Genomic DNA, 255 nt, shown 5'->3' on the forward strand with positions numbered 1-255 from the left:
CCCCGAGCGTTTCGACCATGTTGTCGAAGGACGAACCGCTAAATCGGAATGAGAATGGCGCAGTGCTATTTTCCGTCATGCTGCTCCCATTGTTCGATGTGGCTGTTTCGACATGCTTTTCTCCAGCGCTCGCAGGTGCCAGCGTGCGGCGCGGCCGGCGAGAGTGTCGGATTGGTGCACGTACCTCTGCCGGCCTTGCCAGTCGTCATGGATGGTCGTCCTGCGCTGCGGTGCTTCATCAGAGCCTGTAGACGG

General features: G+C 59.6%; 1 pseudogene. It reads right to left on the reverse strand.

Annotated elements, in window-relative coordinates:
• Window positions 1-75 precede the first annotated feature (75 nt).
• Window positions 76-255 (reverse strand): annotated as a pseudogene (locus AF337_RS44720) (hypothetical protein); the annotation flags it as partial.

Source organism: Rhizobium ecuadorense (assembly GCF_001187535.1).
Classification (GTDB): domain Bacteria; phylum Pseudomonadota; class Alphaproteobacteria; order Rhizobiales; family Rhizobiaceae; genus Rhizobium; species Rhizobium ecuadorense.